Consider the following 3,393-nt stretch of genomic DNA (forward strand, 5'->3'; position numbering starts at 1 on the left):
CCCTGCAGGCGCTGAAGCCGCAGGCCGATGAGGACGTGCTGGAGATCGGGACCGGCAGCGGCTACCTGACCGCGTGCCTGGCGCACCTGGCGCGGGACGTCGTCAGCCTGGAGATCCACCCCGACCTCGCCGACGCTGCGCGCGCGCGCCTCGAGGCCGCCGGACTCGGCAGCAACGTGCGCATCGAGACCGCCGATGCGCTGGCCTGGGACACCGACCGTCGTTTCGATGTTGTCTGCGTGACCGGCGCGGTCGCCGCCGTGCCCGCGCGCTTCCTGCAGTGGCTGCGTCCGGGCGGACGCCTGTTCGTCGTGCAGGGCGTGTCGCCGGTGATGGAAGCCGTGCTGCACGTCAACGATGTCAACGGCCCCCGCATCGACTCGTTGTTCGAAACCGACCTCCCCTATCTGGTCGGCGCCGCGCCGGCGCCCCAGTTCGTCTTCTGAAGAAATACACAAAGGAACCCGCATGAGCCGTCGCCCCCTCGTACTCGCGCTCGCACTGGCCTTGCCGGTCGCGGCGAACGCCACCGACCTGATGCAGACCTATGAGCTGGCGCGCACCGGCGACCCCCAGCTCTCCATCGCGGAGTCCACCCGCCTGATCGACAAGGAAGGCGCCGTGCAGGCGCGCGCTGTCCTGCTGCCGCAGATCACCGGCAGCGCCGGCTATGAGCTGACCCACAGCAGCCGTCCGGGCGATCCCACCGGCGACGGCAAGAGCCGCAGCTATGGCGCCTCGGTCAGCCAGACGATCTTCGACTGGAGCCGCATCGCCAACCTGCGCGGCCAGCGCGCCATCAGCCAGGCCGCCGACTACGATCTGGCGTCGGCGAACAACCTGCTGATCACGCGCACGTCGGCGGCCTACTTCAACGTGCTGATCGGCATCGAGTCGCTGGCCGCCGCCGAGACCAACGAGGCCGCATCGAAAAAGCAGTTCGATTACGCGCAGAAGCGCCTCGATGTCGGCCTGGCGCCGATCACCGACGTGCACGAAGCCCGTGCGCAGTACGACAGCGCGCGCGCCAACACCATCCTCGCGCGCAACGCGCTGGACGACAGCTACCGCGCGCTGGCCGAGATCACCGGCCAGCCGATCAGCGGCCTGAAGGGCCTGCCGGACGACTTCCGTCCGGAACTGCCGCCCGAGCAGAACGCGCAGGCGTGGGTGGATCGCGCGCTCGAGCAGAACCCGGACCTGAAGTCGGCCGAGTACGTGCTGGAATCGGCACGGCATGGCGTATCCAGCGCGCGCGCGGGCCACTATCCCACGCTGAACTTCCGCGGCGGCTATTCCAATGGCACCGACTGGGACAGTGTGCCCGGCACGCTGTCGCGCGATGGCGAGGGCTACAACTGGGGCGTGACGCTGACCGTGCCGATCTTCTCCGGCGGCGCCACCCAGTCCGGCGTGCGCCAGGCTCTGGCCCAGCGCGACCGCGCGGCCGACGGCATGGAGCAGACCCGCCGCGCCCTGATCCGCAACACCAGCAACGCCTACCAGGCGCTGGTCGCCGGCGTGACCGAAGTGGAGGCCCGCCGCCTGGCCGTGTTCTCCGCGCAGAGCGCGCTGGACGCCTCGCAGGTCGGCCTGGAGGTCGGTACCCGTACCGTGCTGGACGTGCTGCAGAACCAGCGCACGCTGTTCCAGGCGCAGGTGGAGTACGCACAGGCACGCTACAACTTCCTGCAGAACCGCCTGCTGCTGGAACAGGCCGCCGGTACGCTCGACGGCGCCGACGTGCAGGACGTCAACCGTCTGCTGACCGCCGACGCCGAAGCGCGCCTGTCGTCGCAGCCGGTGTCGCAGTAAGCACCTCGCGTCCCGTGCGCGATGACGACGGCGGGCTTCGGCCCGCCGTCGTCGTTTCCGGAGTGCCACGCTGTCGTGGCAGCGGCGTCAGTCGCGATGCGAGCGGTGCCTGGCCGCCCAAGCGCTCGCGACTCACGTCGCTCCCACGGCCAGCTCACCTACTTCCGGTTCAGATCGCGCCGAGCGCACGCAGCGAGGCGATCTCCACCTCGTCGTAGCCAGCCTCGCGCAACACCTCGTCGGTATGCTGTCCGAGCAGCGGCGGCGCATGCCGCAGATCGACCGGCGTCGCCGACAGCTTGAGAGGACTCGCAACGAGTGGCACCGCGCCGGCATGCGGATGTTCGATGCACGTGACCATGTCGCGCGCCTTCACCTGCGGATCGGCGAACACGTCGGCGATGTCGTTGACCGGCCCGCAGGGGATGCCTGCCGCTTCCAGCAAGGCAAGCCAGCCTTGCCGCTCCCGGGCATGAAACGCGTCCTGCAGCAGGGGGACCAACGCATCGCGATGGCGCACGCGCGCGGCGTTGGTCGCGTAGCGCGGATCGCCGGCCAGCGCCGCGAGATCCAGCAGTTCGCACAGACGCACGAACTGCCGGTCGTTGCCGACCGCCACGATGATGTGCCCATCGGCGACGGCGAAGACCTGGTACGGCACGATGTTCGCGTGGGCGTTGCCCTGCCGTGGCGGCACCTCGCCACCCACCAGATAGTGGCTGCCGAGATTGGCCAGCATCGCGACCTGCGCATCCAGCAGCGCCATGTCGATCACCTGGCCTTCGCCGGTGGCATCGCGGTGGCGCAGCGCGGCGAGGATGGCGACGGTGGCATACATGCCGGTGAACAGGTCGGCGACCGCCACGCCCACCTTCTGCGGCTCGCCGTTCGCGGCGCCGGTGACGCCCATCAGGCCACCCAGGCCCTGGATGGCGAAGTCGTAGCCGGCGCGGCGCGCATAGGGTCCATCCTGCCCGAAGCCAGTGATCGAGCAGTAGACCAGGCGCGGATTGGCGGCGCGCAAGGTGGATGCATCCAGGCGATAGCGCGCCATGTCGCCGACCTTGAAATTTTCCACCAGCACGTCGCTTTCCGACGCCAGGCGGCGGATGACCGCCTGCCCCTCCTCGGTGGCGATGTCGACCGCCAGCGAGCGCTTGTTGCGGTTCGTGCAAAGGTAGTAAGCGGACTCGCCGGTTTCATTGCCATCGGCATCGCGCAGGAAGGGAGGCCCCCAGCCACGCGTATCGTCGCCGCTGCCGGGACGTTCCACCTTGACGACATCGGCACCGAGGTCCGCGAGGACCTGCGTGCACCACGGACCGGCAAGGACGCGGGTCAGGTCCAGGACGCGGACGCCGGCCAGGGCGCGGGGCACCGCCGGGTTCATGCCACCGGGGCCGGCAGGTGCGGCGCGATCATCGCCAGCGTGCGCGCGAGTGCACCCCGGCCGTGTTCGACCAGCGCGCGGCCGCGATCGGCGACCTCGCGACGGCGGCCGTCGTCGGCAAGCAGGGCTTCGATCGCATCGCCCACGCCGGCGGCATCGGGAGCGATCACCAGCGCGTCGGCTTCCAC

The 3,393-nt window shown here is 69.9% G+C and carries 3 protein-coding genes and 1 pseudogene; 2 read left to right on the forward strand and 2 right to left on the reverse strand.

Going from position 1 to position 3,393, the window contains the following annotated elements:
• Nucleotides 1-446: protein-L-isoaspartate O-methyltransferase family protein (locus AC04L7_RS14890; RefSeq protein ID WP_475513301.1), on the forward strand; the 446-nt coding region annotated here is incomplete at its 5' end.
• 22 nt (nt 447-468) lie between these two features.
• Entirely contained in the window at nt 469-1,815 is a 1,347-nt protein-coding gene (locus tag AC04L7_RS14895; protein ID WP_296279281.1) for a TolC family outer membrane protein, read from the forward strand.
• A 169-nt stretch (nt 1,816-1,984) separates the two neighbouring features.
• Here the strand turns inward: AC04L7_RS14895 and AC04L7_RS14900 are convergent, their stop codons facing one another.
• Together AC04L7_RS14900 and AC04L7_RS14905 are read right to left on the reverse strand one after the other, a co-directional pair.
• Nucleotides 1,985-3,193 carry a CaiB/BaiF CoA transferase family protein gene (locus AC04L7_RS14900; RefSeq protein ID WP_435996626.1) on the reverse strand — a complete coding sequence of 403 codons (1,209 nt, stop codon included), beginning with the start codon at nt 3,191-3,193 and terminating at the stop codon, nt 1,985-1,987.
• Between the two features lie 8 nt (nt 3,194-3,201).
• A pseudogene (locus AC04L7_RS14905) lies at nt 3,202-3,393 on the reverse strand (lipid IV(A) 3-deoxy-D-manno-octulosonic acid transferase); the annotation flags it as partial.

This window comes from Pseudoxanthomonas sp. LjRoot204_2 (assembly GCF_056175765.1).

Bases quoted from the DNA above. Each gene is read 5' to 3' on its own strand.
- AC04L7_RS14895 (WP_296279281.1), top strand. From the start codon at position 469: ATGAGCCGTCGCCCCCTCGTACTCGCGCTCGCACTGGCCTTGCCGGTC.